General features: G+C 64.6%; 21 protein-coding genes, 1 tRNA gene and 2 pseudogenes. 8 read left to right on the top strand and 16 right to left on the bottom strand.

Annotated features, from left to right (window positions below):
• Nucleotides 1-100 precede the first annotated feature (100 nt).
• The gene (locus ACM43_RS28250) at nt 101-1,336 is read left to right on the top strand and encodes a serine hydrolase domain-containing protein (RefSeq protein WP_271544569.1); all 1,236 of its coding nucleotides are present in this window, start codon (nt 101-103) and stop codon (nt 1,334-1,336) included.
• A gap of 147 nt (nt 1,337-1,483) precedes the next feature.
• Here ACM43_RS28250 and ACM43_RS28255 read toward each other — a convergent pair whose 3' ends face one another.
• Nucleotides 1,484-2,251 (bottom strand): SDR family NAD(P)-dependent oxidoreductase, encoded by a 768-nt coding sequence (locus ACM43_RS28255; RefSeq protein WP_036010906.1) that lies wholly within the window; start codon nt 2,249-2,251, stop codon nt 1,484-1,486.
• 33 nt (nt 2,252-2,284) lie between these two features.
• A complete protein-coding gene (locus tag ACM43_RS28260; protein ID WP_057029612.1) occupies nt 2,285-2,983 on the bottom strand; it encodes a histidine phosphatase family protein in 699 nt (232 codons plus the stop codon).
• Nucleotides 2,984-3,117: 134 nt separating this feature from the next.
• Here ACM43_RS28260 and ACM43_RS28265 point away from each other — a divergent pair, with 134 nt between their 5' ends.
• Both ACM43_RS28265 and argE read left to right on the top strand, forming a co-directional pair.
• Nucleotides 3,118-3,903, top strand: coding sequence for an SDR family NAD(P)-dependent oxidoreductase (locus tag ACM43_RS28265; protein ID WP_109143341.1), 786 nt, complete (start codon nt 3,118-3,120; stop codon nt 3,901-3,903).
• Nucleotides 3,904-4,992: 1,089 nt separating this feature from the next.
• Nucleotides 4,993-6,165, top strand: a complete 1,173-nt coding sequence (argE, locus tag ACM43_RS28270; RefSeq protein WP_271544574.1) for an acetylornithine deacetylase — start codon at nt 4,993-4,995, stop codon at nt 6,163-6,165.
• Between the two features lie 155 nt (nt 6,166-6,320).
• Here argE and ACM43_RS28275 read toward each other — a convergent pair whose 3' ends face one another.
• From ACM43_RS28275 to ACM43_RS28295, 5 genes and pseudogenes are all read right to left on the bottom strand, one after another.
• On the bottom strand, nt 6,321-6,947 hold the full coding sequence (locus ACM43_RS28275; protein WP_271544576.1) for a LysE family translocator: 627 nt from the start codon (nt 6,945-6,947) through the stop codon (nt 6,321-6,323).
• A gap of 20 nt (nt 6,948-6,967) precedes the next feature.
• Nucleotides 6,968-7,195: pseudogene (locus ACM43_RS28280) on the bottom strand (NIPSNAP family protein); the annotation flags it as partial.
• Nucleotides 7,196-7,366: 171 nt separating this feature from the next.
• A complete protein-coding gene (locus ACM43_RS28285) occupies nt 7,367-7,948 on the bottom strand; it encodes a DUF2199 domain-containing protein (protein WP_333919947.1) in 582 nt (193 codons plus the stop codon).
• Between the two features lie 64 nt (nt 7,949-8,012).
• Nucleotides 8,013-9,071 carry a phosphotransferase family protein gene (locus ACM43_RS28290; RefSeq protein ID WP_271544578.1) on the bottom strand — a complete coding sequence of 353 codons (1,059 nt, stop codon included), beginning with the start codon at nt 9,069-9,071 and terminating at the stop codon, nt 8,013-8,015.
• A 131-nt stretch (nt 9,072-9,202) separates the two neighbouring features.
• Nucleotides 9,203-10,438 carry an acyl-CoA dehydrogenase family protein gene (locus tag ACM43_RS28295; protein ID WP_225142767.1) on the bottom strand — a complete coding sequence of 412 codons (1,236 nt, stop codon included), beginning with the start codon at nt 10,436-10,438 and terminating at the stop codon, nt 9,203-9,205.
• A gap of 208 nt (nt 10,439-10,646) precedes the next feature.
• Here ACM43_RS28295 and ACM43_RS28300 point away from each other — a divergent pair, with 208 nt between their 5' ends.
• Entirely contained in the window at nt 10,647-11,309 is a 663-nt protein-coding gene (locus ACM43_RS28300; RefSeq protein ID WP_271544581.1) for a TetR/AcrR family transcriptional regulator, read from the top strand.
• Between the two features lie 239 nt (nt 11,310-11,548).
• Here ACM43_RS28300 and ACM43_RS28305 read toward each other — a convergent pair whose 3' ends face one another.
• From ACM43_RS28305 to ACM43_RS28315, 3 genes are all read right to left on the bottom strand, one after another.
• On the bottom strand, nt 11,549-11,764 hold the full coding sequence (locus ACM43_RS28305) for a hypothetical protein (RefSeq protein WP_014494475.1): 216 nt from the start codon (nt 11,762-11,764) through the stop codon (nt 11,549-11,551).
• A gap of 206 nt (nt 11,765-11,970) precedes the next feature.
• Entirely contained in the window at nt 11,971-13,200 is a 1,230-nt protein-coding gene (locus tag ACM43_RS28310; RefSeq protein ID WP_271544586.1) for a CaiB/BaiF CoA transferase family protein, read from the bottom strand.
• Between the two features lie 180 nt (nt 13,201-13,380).
• Nucleotides 13,381-14,583, bottom strand: a complete 1,203-nt coding sequence (locus tag ACM43_RS28315; RefSeq protein WP_271544588.1) for an MFS transporter — start codon at nt 14,581-14,583, stop codon at nt 13,381-13,383.
• 189 nt (nt 14,584-14,772) lie between these two features.
• Here ACM43_RS28315 and ACM43_RS28320 point away from each other — a divergent pair, with 189 nt between their 5' ends.
• Together ACM43_RS28320 and ACM43_RS28325 are read left to right on the top strand one after the other, a co-directional pair.
• On the top strand, nt 14,773-15,030 hold the full coding sequence (locus ACM43_RS28320) for a type II toxin-antitoxin system Phd/YefM family antitoxin (RefSeq protein ID WP_157280592.1): 258 nt from the start codon (nt 14,773-14,775) through the stop codon (nt 15,028-15,030).
• On the top strand, nt 15,027-15,410 hold the full coding sequence (locus ACM43_RS28325; protein ID WP_271544591.1) for a type II toxin-antitoxin system VapC family toxin: 384 nt from the start codon (nt 15,027-15,029) through the stop codon (nt 15,408-15,410). The genes ACM43_RS28320 and ACM43_RS28325 overlap by 4 nt, the downstream gene beginning before the upstream one ends.
• Before the next feature lie 54 nt (nt 15,411-15,464).
• Here ACM43_RS28325 and ACM43_RS28330 read toward each other — a convergent pair whose 3' ends face one another.
• The 4 genes from ACM43_RS28330 to ACM43_RS28345 form a co-directional block, all read right to left on the bottom strand.
• Nucleotides 15,465-15,635 carry a hypothetical protein gene (locus ACM43_RS28330; RefSeq protein WP_271544593.1) on the bottom strand — a complete coding sequence of 57 codons (171 nt, stop codon included), beginning with the start codon at nt 15,633-15,635 and terminating at the stop codon, nt 15,465-15,467.
• A gap of 13 nt (nt 15,636-15,648) precedes the next feature.
• On the bottom strand, nt 15,649-15,864 hold the full coding sequence (locus ACM43_RS28335) for a hypothetical protein (protein ID WP_036010879.1): 216 nt from the start codon (nt 15,862-15,864) through the stop codon (nt 15,649-15,651).
• A gap of 61 nt (nt 15,865-15,925) precedes the next feature.
• Nucleotides 15,926-17,260, bottom strand: coding sequence for a PQQ-dependent sugar dehydrogenase (locus ACM43_RS28340; protein WP_271544596.1), 1,335 nt, complete (start codon nt 17,258-17,260; stop codon nt 15,926-15,928).
• Nucleotides 17,257-17,709: a DUF2231 domain-containing protein gene (locus tag ACM43_RS28345; RefSeq protein ID WP_271544598.1), complete on the bottom strand. Its 453-nt coding sequence runs from the start codon at nt 17,707-17,709 to the stop codon at nt 17,257-17,259. Before ACM43_RS28345 ends, ACM43_RS28340 begins: the two co-directional genes overlap by 4 nt.
• 165 nt (nt 17,710-17,874) lie before the next feature.
• Between ACM43_RS28345 and ACM43_RS28350 the strand changes: the two genes are divergently transcribed.
• A complete protein-coding gene (locus ACM43_RS28350) occupies nt 17,875-18,738 on the top strand; it encodes a formate/nitrite transporter family protein (RefSeq protein ID WP_271544600.1) in 864 nt (287 codons plus the stop codon).
• Nucleotides 18,739-18,826: 88 nt separating this feature from the next.
• Nucleotides 18,827-19,027, top strand: a complete 201-nt coding sequence (locus tag ACM43_RS28355; RefSeq protein WP_271544602.1) for a hypothetical protein — start codon at nt 18,827-18,829, stop codon at nt 19,025-19,027.
• Nucleotides 19,028-19,097: 70 nt separating this feature from the next.
• Here the strand turns inward: ACM43_RS28355 and ACM43_RS28360 are convergent.
• Together ACM43_RS28360 and ACM43_RS28365 are read right to left on the bottom strand one after the other, a co-directional pair.
• Nucleotides 19,098-19,171, bottom strand: a tRNA-Gly gene (locus ACM43_RS28360).
• A gap of 329 nt (nt 19,172-19,500) precedes the next feature.
• A pseudogene (locus ACM43_RS28365) lies at nt 19,501-21,246 on the bottom strand (ATP-binding protein); the annotation flags it as partial.
• Between the last annotated feature and the right edge of the window lie 69 nt (nt 21,247-21,315).

Genomic DNA, 21,315 nt, shown 5'->3' on the forward strand with positions numbered 1-21,315 from the left:
GGCCGGTTTGCAAGGGTGAACCGCGCCGGCTTCGCTTGTTTGTGCTGGGGGTTCTGGGTCACAGTCCATCGGCCATAACGAAAAACAATCGGGAGTGCCCATGACCGCTACAGCGACCGCCACTGCCGCCCCGCAGGCCGCAAACGCGCCCCACACCCCAGCTTTGCCGGAAGCGCGCCCAGAGACGCTCGGGCTGTCGCGGCCGCGGATCCAGGCCATGTCGGACGCCTTCAAGCGCGAGATCGACAAGGGAACCGTTCCCGGGGTCACCGTCCTGGTGGCGAGGCGCGGCCAGATCGGCTGGTTCGAGGCGCTCGGCAAGCAGAGCCCGGCAGGCGCGGCGCCGATGGCGCGCGATTCGATCTTCCGCATCTTCTCGATGACCAAGCCGATCGTCTCGGTCGGCATCATGGCGCTGGTCGAGGACGGACAGCTCCTGCTCAGCGATGCCGTCGCAAAGTTCATCCCGGAGTTCGCGAGCCAGCAGGTCGGCGTCGTCAAGGACGGCCGGTTGGAGCTGGTACCGCCGGCGCGGCCCATGACCGTGCAGGACCTGCTCCGCCACACCTCCGGCCTCACCTACGAGCACCAGGGCGACGGCCCCGTGCACAAGCTCTACCAGGAGTCCCGCGTCCGCAGCCGCAAGATCACCAACGCCGAACATGCCGCGCTGGTGGCGAGCTTCCCGCTGGTCTGCCAGCCCGGCGCGGAGTTCAACTACAGCCGCTCCACAGATATTTTGGGCCGCATCATCGAAGTCGTCAGCGGCAAATCGCTCGGCGAGTTCCTCACCGAGCGCGTGCTTGCGCCGCTCCAGATGGCCGAAACCGGCTTCTCGACAAGCCAGGCCAATGCCGGCCGCCTTGCCGAGCCGTTCGCGGCCGACCCGTGGACCGGCGAGAAGGTCGCCCTGTTCAACATGCTCGAGCAGCCCGTGATGGAGTCCGGCGGCGGCGGCCTGGTCTCGACCACGATGGACTACGCCCGCTTCTGCCTGATGCTGCGCAATGGAGGCACGCTCGACGGCAACAGGATCATCGGCCGCAAGACCCTGGAGCTGATGGCCTCCGATCACCTCGGGCCAGGCGTGCCGACCAACGGCACGCTGCTATCGCCGGGCCATGGCTTCGGCCTCGGCTTTGCCGTGCGCCGCGAGGCCGGCATCGCGCCCTTCCCCGGCAGCGTCGGCCAGTATTTCTGGAGCGGCATTGCCGGCACGTTCTTCTGGATCGATCCGAAGGAGGATCTGTTCGCAGTGTTCATGAGCCAGGGGCCGGGACAGCGCGACTACACGCGGACCCTGGTGCGAGATCTGGTGTACGCGGCGGTGGATTAGTCTCGTGCCCCGGACGCGCTGCAACGCCCTTGCGTTGCTGCGCAGAGCCGGGGCCCATGCCTCCACAACCGCGGTCTTGGTTTTCTGGGTCCCGGCTCTGCGGAGCAGCACTTCGTGCTGCACCGCGTCCGGGACACGGTCGTTATCTCAACTGATCGTCGCGCCGCCGTCGATCACCATGGTCTGGCCGGTCATGAAGTCGCCGGCCTTCGAGCCCAGGAACACGGCCGCGCCGGCGATCTCGTCGGGGATGCCGATGCGCAAGAGCGGCGAGCGCGAGGTCGAGGCTTTCAGGTTCTCCGGATTGTCCCACAGCGCTTTGGCAAAATCGGTCTTGATGAGGCCCGGCGCGATGCAGTTCACGCGAATGTTGTGCTGGCCGTATTCGCAGGCGAGGTTGCGCGCGAGCTGCATGTCCGCGGCCTTCGAGATGGCGTAAGCGCCGAGGATGGTCGAGCCCTTGAGGCCGCCGATCGAGGAGACGATGATGATCGATCCGTCCTTGCGCTCGATCATCTGCGGCACCACCATCGAGATCAGCCAATTGTTGGCGACGATGTTGTTGTCGAGGATCTTTCTGAACTGATCGTCGGAGATGCCGGCGAGCGGGCCGTAATATGGATTCGATGCGGCGTTGCAGACCAGCACGTCGATCTTGCCGAAGGCGCGGTTGCTCTCGTCGACGAGGTTTTGCAGATTCTCTTTCGAGGAGATGTTCGCGGCGACCGCGACCGCGGTGCCCTTGCCAAATCTGTCGTTGATGCCTTTCGCCACCTGCTCGCACACGTCGGCCTTGCGCGAGGAGATCACCACCTTGGCGCCGTGCTCGGCCATGCGCTCGGCGATCGCAAGCCCGATGCCGCGCGTCGAGCCCGTGATGACGGCGACTTTCCCCTTCATGTCGAACAAGGTCATGTTTCTCTCCCAGATTGATTTTCGTATTCAGTATCAGGCCAGCTTCTTGACTTCCGGTCCCGCCGGCTGATGCATCGCCGCGTGCGCGGGATCGGCGATCCAAGGCTGCTGATTGACCATCGGCAGCCGCCAGACCGTGCGATCGGGACTCGCAAAATAATCCAGCCGCGTCACCGAGCAATTGTCGATGTCGAACGACAGCCCGCGTTCCGGCTGCCCGCCGAGCGCGAAACCCACTGCCGCCCTGATAGTGCCGCCATGCGCGACTGCGATGATGTCCTTCCCGGCCGCCTCGGCGTTGATCCGCTCGATGGTGCGGCGCGTGCGGTTGTACAGGTCCATGAAGCTTTCACCGCCGGGCGCGGGCTCGTTGATGTCGGCGAACCAGCTCGCACCGACGGGGCGGCTGGCAATGAACTGGGCGCGGTTCATGCCCTGCCAGCGGCCGAGGTTCTGCTCGGCGAGATCCGCCTCCCATTTCAGCGCTGCCGGCCTTGGAAAACCCGCGGCCCAGATCGCCTCGGCGGTCTGATGGGTGCGCATCAGATTGCTCGAATACCAGACCGCCTGGCGTGGCAGCACCTTGGCAACAGCATTGAACACATAAGTATCGCTGGTGTCACAGGCGATGTCGCTCTGCCCGTAGATGTTGCCGCCGTCGTTGCGCACCGGCGCGTGACGGACCCACCACCACCGCGTGATGACCACGTTCGGCTTGTCTGCACCTGCCATCGAAACCCTTCCATCCCGTCTATTGTCGCTGTACGTGAGTAGTGAACGTGTCTCAAGACACTTTGCCGTTTGAAATCTTGTTTGAAATTCCGTCGCGCGGCAAGCGTCGTGCACGAGCATAAAGGGAGAAACGCATGGGCCGCCTGCAAGGCAAATCCGTCATCATCACCGGCGCCGGCAGCGGCATCGGTCGCGCGGCTGCGCTGCTGTTCACCAAGGAAGGCGGCAAGCTGATCGCGGTCGATCGCACCGAGGCGGTGAAGGAGACGGTCGAGGAGATCAAGAAGGCCGGCGGCGTCGCGGAAGCGATGGTTGCGGATGCCGGCTCCGAACAAGACGTCATCGCTGTGATCGACAAGGCGGTGAAGACGCACGGCCGGCTCGACGTGATCTGGGCCAATGCCGGCGTCTCCGGCGGACTCGTTCCGCTCGCCGAGCAGACCGTCGAGCATTGGCAGGAAATCCTGCGCGTCAACCTGATCGGGCCGTTCCTCGCGGTGAAGTACGCCATGCCGCACATGGTCAAGCAGCAGTCCGGCGCGATCGTGCTGACCGCCTCTGTCGCCGGCCTCAAGGCCGGCGCGAGCGGGCATCCCTATGCCGCGAGCAAGGCCGGCGTGATCAGCCTGGTGCAGACCACGGCGTATTCGCTCACCGGCACCGGCGTGCGCATCAATGCGGTCTGCCCCGGCCTGATCGAAACAGGCATGACCAAGCCGATCTTCGACCGCGCCAAGGAGCGCGGCACCCAAGACAAGATCGGCCAGCTCAACCCGCTCAAGCGGCCGGGACAGCCGCACGAGCTCGCGGCGATGGGACTGTTCCTGGCGAGCGACGAGGCTTCGTATGTGAACGGCCAGGCGTTTCCGGTCGACGGCGGCTTGACGGCATCGATGCCGTATACGGGCAAGCCGGTTTAGTTCGCGGTGTCCCGGACGCGACGCAGCGCGTAAGCGATGCGTTGCAGAGCCGGGATCCAGCAGGCTGCAGAACTCGCTGCAACATAGGCCCCGGCTCTGCAGCGCACCGCCCAACCGGACGATGCTTCGCATCGCCGGGGAGGCGCTGCGCTGCGTCCGGGGCACGAGAGCGATGCTCGGCGCGATACTGCCTCAACATCGTCATTGCGAGCGCAGCGAAGCAATCCAGGACTGCATCCGCGGAAAGACTCTGGATTGCTTCGCTGCGCTCGCAATGACGGAGCAAGTGGCGCCGGCGCCGTTCTGCGACGGACATCTCATTTGCGGACACACCTTCGCATCCTCGCGGCGGACTCGCCCGAGCTTTGCTCACCCTCAATTGAAAGAGGGCGCAGGGAAGACCGGGTGCGGCCGGGCACCCACGGTCCACTGTGCGAAAGGTGGCAACGAAGAATTTGCACAGCGGCATACAGGTGAAGCCAAACATCCGGCCTTCCCTGCGCAGTGGCTTTACGGCTTATGTCGTGCTCTCCCCGGGAGCGATGCACTATTGCCCCCGTCGCCTTGCGGATGGCTGACGCGTGGGCCCGGTTGAGCCGCTCACATCACCACAAGACTTGGCGCACAGACCCCGGGCGCCAGGACCATACGATTTTGCCGTACGCCGATGACACCGGTCGTATGCGCGAGGTCTTTGCTCACGGCTCTCCGCCCTGCAAACCCTTTCGCGCCAACGCCATCAGCGTCCACCGCCCCCCGGCCCGCGTTCGTGACGATCGCGATACGCCCCTCTTCCTTGGGCCGGGTTGCGCGACACATACGCGATTTCCGAATTTCGGTAAAGTGAAATATTTTTGGAGACCGAGATTGACCGGCATCTTGGGTGTTTTGCCCGTCGGGCAACGCGACAGCTTGTTGCCCGGATGGAGCGGAGGCGTAATCCGGGAGTTTCGCCGGCACGCACAGCGGTCCCGGATTGCGCTGCGCTCCATCCGGGCTACGGGACTGTTTGATTTGCCCGACCGGCCGCCACGTTGGTATGGTTCCTGCAGGCGCTTCAGCCTTCCTGCTCTCCAACAGAACATGACAATGCCAAGCTCAAGACCCGACCGCATCCGAAAACTCCTCGCCGACCTCGTCTCGTTCGACACCGTCAGTGACTGCACTAACCTGCCCCTGATTGCCCATATCGAGAGCTATCTCGCCGCGTTCGGCCTCAAGGGTGAGCGCATCGTCGACGAGACCGGCGAGAAGGCTTCGCTCTGGGTCACGATCGGGCCGGAGGATCGGCCGGGCTTCGTGCTGTCGGGCCATACCGATGTGGTGCCGGTCGTGGGCCAGGACTGGAGCCATGATCCGTTCAAGCTGGTGGAGCGCGACGGCAAGCTCTACGGCCGCGGCACCACCGACATGAAGGGCTATGTGGCGGTGTGCCTTGCCATGGTCCCTGAGATGGTGGAGGCGAGACTTCAGACGCCGATCCATCTGGCGATCTCCTATGACGAGGAGATCGGCTGCGTCGGCGTGCGGCCGATGCTGCACGAGGTCGCGAAGAAGACGGTCCGGCCGCTCGGCGCCTTCATCGGCGAGCCGACCCAGATGCAGGTCATTATCGGCCACAAGGGCAAGCACGGTGTACGCGCCACGTTCCACGGGCTCGCGCGTCATTCCTCGATCGCGCCCGACGGCGTCAATGCGATCGAATATGCCGCCGAGCTGATCGTCGAGATCCGCCGCCGCGCCGTGGCGCTTGAGGCTGCGCAATCGACCGACAGCCTCTACGACGTCCCGCATTCGACGCTGCTCACCAGCATCGTGCACGGCGGCGCAGCGCTGAACATCGTGCCTGATACCTGCACCGTGGATTTCGAATGCCGCGGCATCGGCATCACCGAGTCCAAGGAGGTGACCGATGCGATCGTCGCCTGGGCCAAGGCCGAGATCGAGCCGGCGATGAAGGCGAGACATCCCGATTGCGGAATCGATTTCGAGGAGATCCTCGACTATCCCGCGCTCGACACCGCCGCCGACGCCGCCATCGTCACCTTGGCCAAGAGCCTGGCAGGGCGCAACGACCACGCCAAGGTCGCCTTCGGCACCGAGGCGAGCTTGTTCGCCGACATCGCCGACATTCCCTCCGTGGTGATCGGCCCGGGCTCGATCGCACAAGCGCATACGCCTGATGAGTTCGTGGAGATGGCGGAGCTGGAGAAATGCGCGGGGTTCGTGGAAAGGCTGATCGCGCATTGTGCGAAAGGGTAGTCCGCCGTCTTTGCGAGGAGCGAAGCGACGAAGCAATCCAGGCTGTCACCGCGGAACGACTCTGGCTTGCTTCGCTTCGCTCGCAATGACGGAGCGCGGGGGAACCACCTATCCGGATATCGTCGCACTCATTGCGACTACGGGCTCACCGCGCCCTATCGCTCCTGCAAGGCCAGCCGCACGCCGACGGCGCAGTAGATGGTCCCGACCACTTTGCCCTGCCACTTCACCACCGCCGGATAGCGGCGCAGTAGCTTGCCGAGGCGGCCGGCGCCGACAGCGAATACGACGGTACTGACGAGACCGAGCAGCACGAAGACGACACCAAGAATGGCAAGCTGAAGTGCGGTCGCACCGTGCTCCGGCTTCACGAATTGCGGCAGGAACGCCAGGAAGAACAGTGCGGTCTTGGGATTGAGCACTTCGGTCAGTACGGCTTGGCGGAAGGCACGGCCCGCGCCAATCGCGGACGCGGCGCTGTTCAACTCGACCGGCGCCCTGTCGAGCATGGCGCGAATGCCGAGATAGATCAGGAAGGCCGCGCCTGCATATTTGACGATGCTGAACAGCAGCGCTGAGGTCGCGATGATCGCCGAGAGGCCCACGATCGCCATGCTGGTGTGGATCAAGTCACCGGCCGCAATGCCGGCGCCGGTCGCAATTCCCGCCCTTGTGCCGGAGCTTGCGGCGCGCGCCATGGTGAGCAGCGTCGCCGGGCCCGGGATGAACACAAAACCGAGGACGATGACGACGTAGGTGATGAGCGTGGCACGATCGATCATGGTCGAATCTCCGAAGCGGGTCAGCGTAGGAGGCTAGACGACGGCGAATAGTCCACCGGCGCCAGCAGGAGGTCCTCGATCTGCCCTACCATGAGTCCGTGCTCCGCGTGAGTGACCCGCTTGATCTCGGCCCACTCGGCGTCCACCATGAAGGCCGCCCATCCCGATGTCTTGGCATCGGGCCATTCCAGCAGATAGGCGAACTCGGTGCGATCGCCTGACTTCGTCTCCCACATCGCCACGATCTGGAAGCCGTATCGGGTTCACATAATGCGCGCGGCATGGTCGCGGAACCGGGCGTGAAAGGCAGCCTTGTTCTTTTCGAAGATTTCGTAGATACGCAGTTGCTGGATCATGATCATTCTCCGTGCTTGGCGGAGATAGGATCGGGCCACGGGATGTCAAAGGTCGCCGCTCGGTCAGTCCGACAACGCGCGCCTGATGTCGTGGCCGTACAGCGCGTAGATTTCGAGCAATCTATCAAAGGTTATTCCACGCTGCTGCTCCACTGCTAGCGGGTGCTCGGTCGGCTCCAGCTCGACTTTTGGTCGCTGGCGGCCGCTCTGAAAATGCAGCCGGCATTTGAGATTAAGAGTGTCCGGGTAGCCTGCGAGGCGGTTCGAGAACCATCCAAAGCACGGTCCGAGCTTCGCCTGCTCGCCGCTGTCGAAACTCTCGACATAACGCTCGAAGTTTTGGCGCGACAGCGTCCCCCATACACCGAACCCGAAGCACTTGCCCTCACCGCCAATGATGGGCAGTTCGAGCACCGCGCGCACGAAGAAGTGCTCGCCGCGGAGAACGCAGAAATCCTCCGAGAGGAAGTCGCTGTTCAGATCGAGCGCACTGTTCGGTGCAATCCGCACCTTTCCCGGCCATTGCTCGGGATTGTCGCAAGCGAGATCGAATATGCCTTTGTGCTCGCCCTGGCAGGACTCGCAGCGCCATGGCCGCTCCCACATGCGGCGCCAACGCGGGTCGTTGGATAGATCGTTGTCCATCTCTTCGAAGCGGCCTCCACGTCATAAGCGAAAGGCGCGGCCATCAACCGCGCCTTCGCTCTTCCTACACCGCGCCGGCCTTCTGCGCATACTCCCACGACGCCTTCGACAGCGGCACGGTGCGCTTGGCGGATTCGAGCGCCTTGGCGTTGGCGGCGGTGCCGTCGCGGACGCGGCCGGCGATGCCCTGGGTGATGCCGGCGAGACGGAACAAATTGTAGGCAAAGTACCAGTTGAGATCAGGCACCGTCATCTCTGTGACGCTGCAATAGATCTGCGCGGCCTCTTCGAGGCTCGGGATATTGAGCGCCTTGAGGTCGGCACCGTCGAGGCCTGGCATGATCCACTGCATCAAGAGATAGGTGAAGTCGGCCATGGGATCGCCGAGCGTCGACAGCTCCCAGTCCAGCACCGCCTGCACGCGCGGTTCCGTCGCGTGGAAAATCATGTTGTCGAGGCGATAGTCGCCATGGACGATGGAGACGCGCGCCTGCTCCGGCACCGTCTTCGGCAGCCATTCGGCGACCTTCTCGAACTCCGGAATGTGCTGGGTCTCGGACGCGCGATATTGCTTGGTCCAGCGGTCGATCTGGCGTGCAAAATAGTTGCCGGGCTTGCCGAAGTCGCCGAGCCCGATGGCAACAGGGTCGAACATGTGGAGCTTGGCCAGCGTCTCGATCTTGCTGGTGAAGATCTGTCGGCGCGCATCGTTGTTCTGGCTCGGCAGCGTCGGATCCCAGAACACGCGCCCCTCCTCCATCGACATGATGTAGAAGGCAGCTCCAATGACGCCGTCGTCCTGGCACAGCGCATAGGCGCGCGCGACCGGAAAGCCCTGCTTTCCAAGCGCCGCGATCACCCGGTACTCGCGGTCGACGGCATGGGCCGACGGCAGCAATTTGCCGAACGGCTTGCGGCGCATCACGTAGGAGCGGTTCGGTGTGTTGAGGCGATAGGTCGGGTTGGACTGCCCGCCCTTGAACTGCAGCACCACAAGCGGGCCTTCGAAGCCTTCGACGTGCTCGCGCATCCAGGCCTCGAGCCGCATCTCGTCGAAGCGATGCCGCTCCTCGACCGGCTTGGTGCCCGAAAACTCCTCGTCTTTCCTGACGCCGTCAGCCACGGTCACGCTCCCTCTTCAGTCCGAACATGATCCTAATCGGTAACCGCTGACGCACTTGCGTCAAGCGGTTACCGCAATTGGATCATGTCCCGTCGTTTCTTCAAGTCGGGAGCGCCGCAGGGCTCCCCCGCTTAGTGATTGGGAGAGTTGGCATACTTCCGAAGTTCGAGCCTGGCAATGGCGCGGTTGTGGACCTCGTCCGGACCGTCGGCGAGACGGAGCGTGCGGATGTGGGCGTAGTCCTTGGCAAGGCCGGCCTCGTCCGAGACACCGCCGCCGCCGAAGGCCTGGATCGCCTCGTCGATGATCTTCAGCGCCATGTTGGGCGCCGCGACCTTGATCATGGCGATCTCGGCCTGCGCGGTCTTGTTGCCGACCTTGTCCATCATGTCGGCCGCCTTGAGACACAGAAGACGCGTCATCTCGATGTTGGTGCGGGCCTCGCCGATGCGCTGCTCCCACACGCTGTGCTCGACGATTTTCTTGCCGAACGCGGTGCGCGAGGCAAGCCGCTTCACCATCTTCTCTAACGCCTCCTCGGCCTTGCCGATGGTGCGCATGCAATGATGGATCCGGCCCGGACCGAGGCGGCCCTGTGCGATCTCGAAGCCGCGGCCTTCGCCGAGCAGGATGTTCTCCTTCGGCACGCGCACGTTCTCGAGCAGCACCTGGGCATGGCCGTGCGGCGCATCGTCGAAGCCGAACACCGGCAGCATCTTCTCGACCTTGATGCCGGGCGTGTCGAGCGGAACCAGGATCTGCGACTGCTGCTGGTGCTTGGCCGCCTTGAAATCTGTCTTGCCCATCAGGATCGCGATCTTGCAGCGGGGATCGCCGACGCCGGACGACCACCATTTGCGGCCGTTGATGACGTAATGGTCGCCGTCGCGCTCGATGCGGGTCTCGATGTTGGTGGCGTCGGACGAGGCCACCGCCGGCTCCGTCATCAGGAAGGCGGAGCGGATCTCACCGTCCATCAGCGGCCGCAGCCATTTCCGCTTCTGCTCCTTGGTGCCGTAGCGGATGAACACTTCCATGTTGCCGGTGTCGGGCGCGGAACAATTGAACACTTCCGAAGCCCACGTGATGCGGCCCATTTCTTCCGACAGCAACGCGTATTCGAGATTGGTCAGTCCCGCGCCGCGGAATTCGTCGTCCTCATGCTCGCTCGGCGGCATGAACATGTTCCAGAGGCCTTCGGCCTTCGCCTTCTTCTTGAGCTCCTCGAGAACAGGGATCACCTTCCAGCGGTCGCCGCTCTTGTCCTGCTGATCGTAGATCGGCACTGCCGGGCGCACGTGCTTGGCCATGAAGGACCGCACGCGGTCGAGCCATTCCTTTTGCTTGGGCGACATATCGAAGTCCATGCGACGCTCCTCTCTCTCACTGGTCCTTTTGCGCCGGACTGTCCTCCCGCTTCGCGCGGCCCGCAAGCGCGAATGCGCGTCCTTGCGGACCTGTCGAAACCCGGCTGCAGCTGCGAACGAGTCCCGATTGCGGATTGACTTTTTCCGGCCTTCAAACGATAGTTTCATACAACTGTTTGAATTGCAACTCCCCTCCCCGAGGGCATCCATGGCCAGCGATCATACGAGGTCTGCCATTCTCGCCGCCGCCGAGCGGCTCTATGCCGATCGCGGCTTCGGCGACGTGACGCTGCGCGACATCGTCGCGGAGGCGGGCGTCAACCTCGCCGCGGTGAACTATCATTTCGGCTCGAAGGACGAGTTGATCGCGGAATTGTTCGTCACGCGGTCGATCGCCACCAATCGCGAGCGCCTGCACGAGTTGAAGGCGGCGGAGGAGCAAGGCGGCGGCCGCGCGCCGATCGAGGTCATCCTGCGCGCGCTGGTCGGGCCGACCTTGCGCGGCTGTCTGGGGCCTGAGAACCAGCGCTCGACCGCCGCGCGCTTCATGATCCGGGCCTCGATCGAATCCGTGCCGCCGATCCGGCGCATCAAGAACCGCGAGATCGACCATTTGCGCAAATTCGCCGGCGCGATGCGGCGATCCCTGCCCGAGCGCAGCGACGTCGATATCTATTGGGGCCTCAATTTCGCGCTCGCGATGGCGCATCACACCATCCGCGAGAGCGAACGGCTGACCAAGCTCTCGGAGGGCAAATGCGACCTCGACGACGTCGAGGACGTGGTCGCGCGCGTCGTCAGCGTGGCGACGATGGCGCTGACGGCGGGACGGACGGAGCCGAAGGCGCCATCAAAGGTGGCGGCGCGTTAGCGCGGATGGGCGTTGACGGTACGGAGCTGGAAGCCGCATTCGCGGTGCGCTCCCTCGCCCCGTTCTTACGGGGAGAGGGTTGGGGTGAGGGGCCTCTCTCCACACGTGTGGTCTTCGGGAGACCTGTACCCCCTCACCCGGATCGCAAGAGCGATCCGACCTCTCCCCGCAAGCGGGGCGAGGTGAAGTAAGCGGCTTCAGGCGATGCAGTCGATCTGATCGGAGAATGCTGGGCGGGACTACACCCGCTGCGGCATTTCCTCGGCCTCTTCCTTGGCGAGCAACAGCAGCATCTCGATGCCCATCTCGCCTTCCTGCGGCGAGCGGATGAACTTGATCTCGTCAGCGCTCTGCCGCAGCGCGGCAATGATGGCGACGGCCTGATTGGCGGTGGCCGCCTCGGTCGCCAGAATGGCCTTCTGGTCCTTGGCCTGGAACCCGATCGTGTAGGACATTCACTTCCCTCCCCGACTTCAAGTGGAGAGATCGAATCAGAGTCGGAGGCAAAGCGGAAGCCTGTGCGACTACGGACCGGGATTACTTGGGGATTGCGGGTAAGCTTCACGCAAGCCCCGGCCTGGCGCGCGCGTCCACGGCTGTCACAATATAGTCGCGCTGCGCATGAATCCCGGCCTCTTGGCCCCAGGCGCGGAACAGAGCGTCAAATGATGCCCTGCGCCTTCAGCTGCTCGATCTTGCCGGCATCATAGCCGAGCTTGCCGCCGAGCACCTCCTGGGTGTGCTCGCCCAGAAGCGGCGGGGCGCGATAGTCCTTGATCGGGGTCGCCGAGAGCGTCAGCGCGTTGCGGACCAGCGACAGATCGGGCTCGAAGGGATGGTTCACCTTCACGCGCATGCCGCGCGACTGGACGTGCGGGTCGGAGAACACCTGCTCGAAATTGTTGATCGGCCCCGAGGGCACGCCGGCCTCCTCCAGCTTCTCCAGCCAGTAGGCCACCTTTTGCTTCAGGAACAGGCCGGCGAAGATCGCCATGATCTCCTTGCCGTGCACGACGCGGTCGTTGTTCTTGACGAAGCGCGGATCGTTCGCGAGCTCGGGCTGGCCGAGCACGGCGCAGGTGCGCTGAAACTGGCCGTCATTGCCGACCACCAGCATCAGTTCGCCGTCGGCACAGCGGAACACGCCGGCGGGCATGCCGCCATTGCCCCAGGTGCCGCGGCGCGGCGGCGTCTTGCCGTTGACGAGGTAAATTTGGAGCCAGTGCGACAGCGATGCGATCACCGTATCGAACAGGCAGACGTCGATGTGCTGTCCCTGCCCGCCATTGGCATCGCGATGGTAGAGCGCCGAGAGAATTCCGATCGAGGCGTTCATGCCGGTCATGTAGTCGACGATCGACGGGCCGACCTTCATCGGGCCCTCGCCGGGCTCGCCGTCGATATGGCCGGTGACGCTCATCAGGCCGCCCATCGCCTGCAGGATGGCGTCGTAGCCGGCGCGCGGCGCGTAAGGTCCGGTCTGGCCGAAGCCGGTCACCGAGCAATAGATAATGCGGGGATTGATCGCCTTGATGGTCTCGTAGTCGAGACCATAGCGCTTGAGATCGCCGACCTTGTAGTTCTCCATGAAAACGTCGGCGTCCTTGGCGAGCTCGCGGACGATCGCCTGCCCTTCGGGCTTGGCGATGTTGACGGTGACCGACTTCTTGTTGCGGTTGGCGCAGAGGTAGAACGAATTGTTGTTGTTGGCCTTGCCCTCGGGGTCGGCGAGGTAAGGCGGACCGAAAGCGCGCGCGTCGTCGCCGGTGCCCGGCCGCTCGATCTTGATCACCTCCGCGCCGAGATCGCCCAGCATCTGGGCCGACAGCGGCCCGGCCAGCACGCGGGTGAGGTCAAGGATCTTGATGCCTGAGAGCGGCAGGGCCGACATGTCGATTTCCTCCGGGGAACTAACCTTGGCGCAGCGGCGGGATCGCGGGGCCGCGCTCCCTGCCGATACCACCATTTTCGCACGCTGAGCACTGCACTGGCGGCATACGGCTATCTCCTGCCGGGCCTGAGGTGATCGCCGTCCGCAAACTTTCCGCGCCGCGAATATTGCGTGATCGGCTCACGTCACGACCGCCGGCTGTCTCGGCCGGCGGCGAGCGAGCAGAACGAGGATCAGCACCGTCGCGCAGGAGAACACCAGCGTGAGACCGAGCGCAGCACGGCTGCCGAACTCCGTCAGCAGGCCCGCGAGCAATGGCGGCGAGATCGCGGAGGCGAGGTTGAGCGGCAGCGAGATCATCGACATCGCCTTGGCGAACTCGGCCTGGTCATAGAACACCAGCGGGATGGTCGCCCGCGCCACCGCCATTGCGCCGCTGCCGGCGCCGTAGAGCAGGATGAAGACCGCGACCGCCCAGGTGGCGCCCTCGCTCGACATCAGCAGCAGCATGGCGACCGGCAATGCGCTGCCCGCGACGAGCCCGGTCGTGATGCCGTCCCATCGTCCGCCGCCGAGAAAATCCAGCCCGCGGGCGCTGACCTGGATCACGCCCAGCATCGAGCCGAACAAAAGCGCCTGAGCCGGCGCCAGCCCCTCCGCCCGCAACAGCTCGATCAGGATCGCACTGACGCCGAAATTGACGAAGGCGTTCAGCGTGATCGCGGCGACGACAAGGCCGAACGTGCTCCGTGCGATCGCGGGCGGCGGCGACCGCTTGACCGGCGCGGCGCCCTCGTCCTTTGTGATCTTCCGGCGCGGCGCGCCGAACGCATAGAGCGGGAGGCTGACGAGGAGCATCATCGCTGCGTAGACCAGGCACGTCCCCCGCCAGCCGAGGTGACCGCTCAGGAACGAGGTCGTCGGCCAGAAGATGCTGCTGGACAGGCCCGTCACCAGCATCAGCGCGCCGATCGCGTTCTTGGCCTGCCTTCCTGCGATCTCGTTCAGCATGATATAGGCGCCGGTCGACAGCGTGGCGCTGCCGGCGATGCCGAGGACGATCCACGCGGCGAAATACAACACCGGCTCGCGCGCCAGCGACAGCAGCACGAAGCCCGGCGCAGTGACGATCGTGCCGACCATCATGACCATCCGCGCGCCATGCCGCGCAAACGACTTGGCGAGCAACGGGCCACACAGCCCCATCGAGACGTAGAGAACGGACGTGCCGGCGAACACCGCCGGCAGGCTCATGCCGAGATCGGCGGCGAGATCGCGTCCGACGATGGCGGGAAGCCCGATCGTGCCCCATCCGACCAGCTGCGTGGTGGCAAGCATCAGCAGGACCCCGATGAGCCTGCCGTCAAATTTCAAGAACTGCATTCCAAACGTCGCCTGCCCGGCAGGCGCAGATTGCGCCGGCGCACATCTCTTAGCGGGAGATCGCAGAACCGAGGAATGTCAGTTCCGAATGCCATGGAAGCCTGCTTCGCAGAGCGGCGACAGCCAGACCTGAATTGACATGGACCACTCTCTGGTCCATTTTATGGAAACGCGAAGAGGGACAACGCGATGCGGGTCTCCGTCACCGAGGCCAAGGGCCAATTGACCGATCTCGTCCGTCGCGCCGAAGCCGGCGACGAGGTGATCCTGACGCGACATGGACATCCAGCGGTGCGGCTCGTTCCGATCAAGCGTCCTGCCGACGCTGCGACCCGGCGCGCGGTGCTCGAGGCCGCCCGCAAGAGTGGCGCGGCCAAAGCTCTTCCCGGCCCGGATGCGGCGCGCAGCCAGGACTTTCTCTTCGGCAACGATGGACTGCCGGAATGATCGCAGTCGATACGTCGGCGCTCATGGCAATCGTGCTCGACGAGCCGCAAGCCGATGCCTGCATCGCTGCGCTTCAGACCGCGGACGAAATCCTGATCTCAGCCGCCACCGCGGCAGAGAGCCTGATCGTCGCTGCACGCCGCGGCGTGTACGAAGAGATGAAGAATCTGATCGCACATCTCGGCCTGAACGTGATCTCGGTGACCCAGGCATCCGCCAAACGCGTGGCGCAGATCTACTCGCTTTGGGGCAAGGGCAATCAACCTGCCGGCCTCAACTTCGGCGACTGTTTCGCCTACGATATCGCCAAGGAGCATGGCTGCGCGCTGCTCTATGTCGGTGATGACTTTGCGAAGACCGATATCGCAGCAATCGCTTAAGTCGACAGGGCGTAACGCCGCTGACGTTCGACGAGCCGATAGCCCGCCACGCCCTCACGCAGTGTGGCCGGGATCCACGTGCTTCGGCGTCTTCTTCTCGCGCTGCGGTGTCATCTTGGCCGGATCGGGCGCGCCCGGCACGCCGCGCGGGCCGAGCTGGTCGCGCTGGATGTCGTCCTCGGAGCGGGATGGCTCGACGCCGTTGGGCTCACGGGGCCTGGTCATCGCGTCTTCCTTCTCAAGCGTTGTCCCGGACGCCGAGCGCGTTGCCTCCCGCCTCGCGGCCGGGCACGCTGACCTGAACTTCATGTCCCTCACGCAGCGCGAGGGATGCGGCGGCGACTGCGGACTCGAACGCGGCTTCCTTGGTGGCGTAGGTGTTCTTGACGTCGCCGTCGTGCAGCACGCCCCATTCGTCCCGCACCGGCACGATGGCATATTGCGCAAGGCCCATTGTCCAAACTCCTGGCTCTAGATTGCAGAAAAAAGGTCTGCACGATAACGCGCCGGCGGGCCTAACGTTGCGTCAGCTGCGGATGGGTCGCGCTCACCCGCCAGACCGTGTTGCCGCTGTCGTCCGCAATCAGAAGCGCGCCGGTCTTGTCGATGGCAACACCAACGGGGCGGCCGCGCGCCTGGTTGTCGCTGTTGAGGAACCCGGTGACGACGTCCTGCGCCGGGCCGCTCGGCATGCCGTCCGTGAACGGCACGAACACGACCTTGTAGCCGCTCAGCACCTGCCTGTTCCAGCTGCCGTGCTCCCCGACGAAGGCGCCGCCGCGATAGGCGGCCGGCAGGCTGGTGCCGGTGTTGAACGCGAGCCCGAGCGGGGCGACATGCGAGCTCAGCGCATAATCCGGCACGATCGCCGTGGCGACGAGATCCGGCCGCTCCGGCTTGACGCGGGGATCGACGTGCTGGCCGAAATAGCTGTAGGGCCAGCCGTAGAAGCCGCCGTCCTTCACCGAGGTCATGTAATCAGGCACGAGATCGGGACCGAGCTCGTCGCGCTCGTTGACCACCGTCCAGAGTGCACCGGTCTGCGGCTCGAAGCTAAGGCCGTTGGGATTGCGCAGGCCGCTTGCGAACACGCGCCAGCGGCCGCTGGCGCGATCGACCTCGAGGATGGCGGCGCGGTTGTGCTCGGCCTCCATGCCCCTCTCGGCGACGTTGCTGTTGGAGCCGACGCCGGCATAGAGCTTCGCGCCATCGGGACTGGCGACCAGGCTCTTGGTCCAGTGTTGGTTGATCGGACCGCCCGGCAACGGCGTCAGCACCGTGGCCGGGGCGGTGATCTTCGTATCCCCTTCCGTGTAGGGATATCTGACGATGGCATCGGTGTTGGCGACGTAGAGATCGTTGCCGACCAGCGCAACGCCAAAGGGTGAGTTGAGATGGTCGAGGAAGACGCTCTGCGTCTCCGGAACCCCGTCGCCGTTGCTGTCGCGCAAGAGCGTGATGCGGTTGCTCTCGCCGCTGTCGCCGCCGGAGGTCGCCAAGGACATGACGAAGCCCACCAGGACGTCCTTGGGCCGTTTGATCGGCGCGCGCTTCGGCGGCCTGGATTCCACCACCAGCACGTCGCCATTCGGGAGCACGTAGAGCGAGCGCGGGTGCTGCAAGCCCGTGGCAAAGGCCTTGGCCTGCAAGCCCTGCGCAACCGTCGGTGTCTCGTCCTTCTTCCAGCCGACGATGCGGGCAATGTGGACCGGCGGCAGCAGATATTGCTGGATCTCGGGAAGTGCGGGGTTGGCGCCGACCTGCGCGTTGGGATCGCCGCTGCCGTCATTGCAGCCGGCCAAGCCCACAAGCGACGCGCACAACACCGCGCGGATCATCGCAGACGTCATCGCGCAACTCCCACGCCGTGGCGATAGACCATGGCCCAACCGAGCCAGCCGGTGACGGTGAGGATCAGCGCGGTGATCCCCGACAGAACCAGCCCGCTCGGCCACACCGAGGTCCAGCCATCGCGCATGTGGATCATGAGATTGACGATCGAAAGGATCAGCACCACTGCATTGCCGATCAGATGCGGCCAGGCCGGCGCCTGCGCCCGCACCAGCCGGTTGCCGAGGAAGTCGATCAGGCCCACGATCGCCGCCAGCACGCCGAAGACGATTCCGGCGAGCAGCAGCCAGGCCGAAAAATTCGCCCACATGATCTCGGCGCTGGCAACATAGGCGATGTCGGTCAGCAGCGCCCCGACAAAACACGTGATTGGGATCGGCACCAGCATGGGATGAATCGGATGACCCGCGATCTGCGCGGTGGAACGCACGCGCATGGCGTCTTGCACGGTTGGCCTCGTGACTTTTAGCCTTGTCCCCACGGCGAACTCCCGCTCATGACGAAGGTTCCTCCGCGTGCTGTATCGCAGACCGGAGCGAGGCTGCACCGCGCAAGGGGAACTGAATGGGACATCCGGAAGTCTTGACTGGATCAGGCTTTCGGAGACCGCAGCGTGGATCAGTCTGGCGACGGCGCCTCATTCAACCCAGCATCCAAGCTCGACGGCGTGTCGCGGCGCCAGACCAGGCAGATCGAATCCCAGAGCAGGCCAAGCGCCGCGCTGATCCATGAGACGATCCGCGCCGAAGGCGAGCAGGAGCTGGAGCGGCGATGGTGGGCCATCGTCCTGTCCGGTTTTGCCGCCGGCCTTTCGATAAGCCTGTCGCTGATCGTTCAGGGCGAGTTGCATGCGCTGATCTCGGATGAGGCGACCCGCCGCCTAGTTGCTCCGCTCGGCTACACCGTCGGCTTCCTGGTCGTCGTGCTGGGACGACAACAGCTCTTCACCGAGAACACGCTGACACCGATCCTGCCGCTGTTGCACAACAGGGATCTCGGCACCTTGGCAAGCGTGCTCAAGCTCTGGATCCTGGTTCTCGCCTCGAATATCGCAGGGACCTGGGCGGCCGCCTCCGTCCTCGCTCGCACCAGCATCTTCGAACCTCGCATCGTGGACGCCTTCATCGATCTCAGCCGGCCGACGATCGAGGGGACGTTCTCAAGCACCTTCGTCAGGGCCATCTTCGCCGGCTGGCTGATCGCCTCGATGGCCTGGCTTCTTCCGGCTGCCAAAGGCTCGCGCGCACACATCATCGTAGTGATGACCTATGTGGTCGCACTCGGCCAGTTCTTGCACATCGTCGCGGGTTCGATCGAGTGCGCCTTTCTGGTGCAGAGCGGCCTGGCCTCGTTCAGCCAATATGCCTCCGACTTCTTCCTGCCCACGCTACTCGGCAATATTATCGGCGGAACGACCCTGGTTGCGCTGCTGAACTACGGACAGGTCGCCGCCGAAATCGATAGCCACAGGGAATAGAGCCTGCACGAAGCGGCTGCTTTGGACAGTAACGATAGCGACGAGCTGGGTTTGCCCTAGCAATCAACGCGGTCAAGCAGGATCATTCATGAGCATCGAGAGCAAGAGCCCATTCGACAAGGAACCGGCCGAAGGATCACGCGACATCATTGATCGCGAACTTCAGCGCGGCGACGAGGCCGACAAGAACAAGGTCGATCATCTCCCCGGCGTGAAGGTCGGCGGACAGCTTCAAGGCGGCGCGCTCGATCGCGCACGGAAGGGACGCGAGCGACGGGACGAGGAATAGCTGATCGGCCGTCAAGCCACGGGCGGCTATCGTGGAAACGCCCTGCTGGGATATCGCGTCCAACAGGTTCTGGAGCGGGTGAAGGGAATCGAACCCTCGTATTCAGCTTGGAAGGCTGCTGCTCTACCATTGAGCTACACCCGCGTTACGGGCTCCCTAACACGGCCGGGCTGCGGTCTCAACTGCCCAGGAGGTCGCTTTCCGGCGTCTTCGGCGGCCTTGCGAACCACCCGGGTTCCTGCGGACCCGCCGCCCCTTATCAGCGGCGCGATCGCCGCCTATATTGAAGACTTCCGAAACCAACGAAAGGAGGTGATCCAGTGTCTTATCTCAAGCGCTGTCACCTCGCTGGGATCGCCCGCTAGGCTTTGAGTAGGGCTTGGCATCGGGGCGCTCTCAGCCCTGGACCAGCGAGCAAGAAATCGGGCGCGACGGGGCCTCCCCGCCGCGCCTTTTTCGTCTGTCGGCGCGGCTCAGACGGGGGGCCCGCCGGCAAGCACCTCGCGAATCTTCTGCGACAGCTCCGCCTTGCGGTATGGCTTGAACAGCAGCGCCACGCCGGGATCGAGATGTCCGTCGTGGACGATGGTGTTGTCGGTATAGCCGGAGGTGTAGAGCACCCTCACGCCCGGCCGGCGGAGCCTGACGGCTTCGGCCAATTCATGCCCGTTCATGCCGCCGGGCATGATGATGTCCGTGAACAGCAGATCGAATCGGGCACCCTGGTCGACCAGCGTCAGCGCGGACGCGCCGTCGCTCGCGGCGAGCGTGCGGTACCCGAGGCCGCCGAGTTGCGCGATGACATAGCCCTGGACCAGCGGATCGTCCTCCACCACGAGTATCGTCTCCCGCCCGCGCGCCGTGGCGGGCGCTTGAACCGGCGCCGTCCTGGCCACCGCCTCGCCCTTTGCCCGCGGCAGGAACAGCCGCATCACGGTGCCGCGCCCCTCCTCGCTTTCGATCGCGACGGCGCCGCCGCTCTGGCGGGCAAAGCCGTAGACCATGCTCAGCCCCAAACCGGTGCCGCGGCCGACCCCCTTGGTGGTGAAGAACGGCTCGAATACGCGATCGCGGATATCGGCCGGAATGCCGTGACCGGTGTCGCCGACTGCAACCATCACGAAGGCGCCGCGCACGCCCTCGCCGGCGGTCCCGGTGCCGTCGAACTCGCGGTTTCCTGTCTCGAGGATGAGCTTGCCGCCGCCCGGCATCGCGTCGCGCGCATTGACGGCGAGGTTGACGATCGCGGAGGACAGCTGTGACGGATCCACCATCGCGGACCAGGCCTCGTCGGCGAGCCGCGTCTCGATCTCGATTTGCTCGCCGAGCATCGGCCTCAGCAGCTTCGCGGTCTCGACCACGAGCGCGTTGACGTCGATCTCGCGCGGCTCCAGCGGCTGGCGGCGCGCGAAGGTCAGGAGTTGCGAGGTGATCTCCGCCCCGCGCGCGGCCGCATCATCGATCAATTGCGCGATCGCGGCCAGCTCGGGCTTGTCCGCAAGCCCCTCCTGGATGATCTCGATCGTGCCGGTGATGACCGTGAGCACGTTGTTGAAATCGTGCGCCACGCCGCCGGTGAGCTGGCCGATCGCGTCCATCTTCTGGGATTGACGCAGCCGCTCCTCGGTCTCGTGCTGCGCGGTGAGGTCTGTCGCGGAGCCGCGGTAGCCCAGGAAGCGTCCATCCGCGTCGAAAACCGGCTTGCCGTTGACGCTGAAATGATGCATCCGCCCCCGCGTGTCGCGTCCGCGATATTCGAATTTGCGGAACGGCTCGTGACGGTCCAGCGCCGCCAGATGCGCGCGCCATTTCTCGGCCTCGGTATCGCGATCGAGCGCGGTATCGATGCGACGCGTGCCGATCCGCACTTTTGGATCCATGCCGAAGGCAATCACCCGGTCAGAGAGGTAGGTGAAGCGATGGTCCGGCCCGGTCTCCCAGAACCAGTCGGACGCGGTCTCGGCATAGTCGCGGAAACGCTCTTCGCTCGCCCGCGCTTCCGCTTCGGCGCGCCGGCGGATGGCGAGCTCGCGCTCGAGATTGGCATTGGCCTCGCGCAGCTCGCCATAGGCCTGCTGGAGGTTCGCGCACATGGCGTTGAAGGCCTCGATCACCGTGTCCAGCTCGTCGGCGCCGGAGGACCGCCGGCGCTCCAGACGTAACGGCGGTGGCGGCCGGGTCACGCTGTACTTGCTGACGTACTCGGCAATGGCCGCAAGCGTATCGATGTCGGTCAGACCAGGCTTCGCCGCCATCGGCGCGATGGCGCGGCTGCGCTCGGCGTCCTC

The sequence above is a fragment of the Bradyrhizobium sp. CCBAU 45321 genome (genome assembly GCF_028128975.1).
Lineage (GTDB): Bacteria > Pseudomonadota > Alphaproteobacteria > Rhizobiales > Xanthobacteraceae > Bradyrhizobium > Bradyrhizobium yuanmingense.